The 1,068-nt window shown below is 44.4% G+C and carries 3 protein-coding genes and 1 pseudogene; all 4 read left to right on the top strand.

Annotated features, from left to right (window positions below; genetic code table 11):
• The coding region (locus tag IQ242_RS25540) for a DUF4915 domain-containing protein (RefSeq protein WP_193961873.1) at positions 1 to 454 on the top strand (454 nt) is incomplete at its 5' end.
• Positions 455 to 490: 36 nt separating this feature from the next.
• Positions 491 to 643 carry a hypothetical protein gene (locus tag IQ242_RS25535; RefSeq protein ID WP_193961872.1) on the top strand — a complete coding sequence of 51 codons (153 nt, stop codon included), beginning with the start codon at positions 491 to 493 and terminating at the stop codon, positions 641 to 643.
• Between the two features lie 70 nt (positions 644 to 713).
• The gene (locus IQ242_RS27350) at positions 714 to 869 is read left to right on the top strand and encodes a hypothetical protein (RefSeq protein ID WP_193961871.1); all 156 of its coding nucleotides are present in this window, start codon (positions 714 to 716) and stop codon (positions 867 to 869) included.
• Positions 870 to 1,068: pseudogene (locus IQ242_RS27345) on the top strand (hypothetical protein); the annotation flags it as partial.

Genomic DNA, 1,068 nt, shown 5'->3' with positions numbered 1-1,068 from the left:
GCCGAGGGGAGAGGTGATTCTGCGGGGTTTAGCGATGCCCCATTCTCCCCGTCTTTACCAAGGTAATCTCTATTTCCTCAATTCCGGTTATGGAACCTTGAACCGTTGGCATCCCCAAACTGGTAGCACGGAAATCATCGCCGAATTGCCCGGTTTTACCCGGGGTTTAGACTGTTGGGAAGGTCACGCCTTTGTCGGGTTGTCCCAAATCCGAGAAACGGCGGTTTTTGGCGGTTTACCCCTGGATGAGCGGCGTAATCAATTGCGGTGCGGGTTGGCTATTGTCAATCTAGCCACCAGTCAACTGGTGGCAACTTTTTGGTTCAATAGCGGCGTGGAGGAGGTTTTTGCCGTCTCCGTCCTACCTGGCTACCGCAACCCGGCGCTAATTGGACCGGATACCGACCTCGACGGCACTCAATCCGTGTGGATGGTGCCTTCTTTAGGGACTTAATTGTTTAATTTTCACCCTATTATTCAGGAAAAAATCATGTCAACCCCTTTTTTAGTTAAAGATATCTTCCCCAGTTTAGGTAGCTCCTCCCCCGGCAATCTGACGGCATTATATAGTTTTACCAATAAATGTCAGAACAAAGATGTAGATGTAGGTGGCTCTAATGGGAAGTTTTGTGACGACAAGTAGCATTGATGATATTTATGGGGAATAATAGATTTAGATGAGCACCTAACTTTCCAATTGGTAGCGACTTACCATGAACCAAACAACCGCCAATTATGATGAACCCTGGAAAGAAGCATTAAGCGAGTATTTTGAAGCATTTTTACATTTCTTCTTTCCTGAAGTTCACCAACTAATCAGTTATCAGTTATCAGTTATCAGTTATCAGTTATCAGTTATCAGTGACTAATTGGAAGCAAGTAGCAATCCCTTTGCTATAATCGTCATGGCACACCTGAAAACAAAAGCGACTACTGGGAAGCTGCCAGAACGGGAACAGTGGAAGTGGAAGTTAATCAGGGGATTATATGAAAAGGAGTTCGAGAGAGAACAGATAATTAAACTGTTTGAAATCATCGACAATATGATGACTTTATCAACACAATTAC

This window comes from Microcystis sp. LEGE 08355, from assembly GCF_015207185.1.
Taxonomy (GTDB): domain Bacteria; phylum Cyanobacteriota; class Cyanobacteriia; order Cyanobacteriales; family Microcystaceae; genus Microcystis; species Microcystis panniformis.
This window is presented reverse-complemented; position numbering and strand designations above follow the sequence as displayed.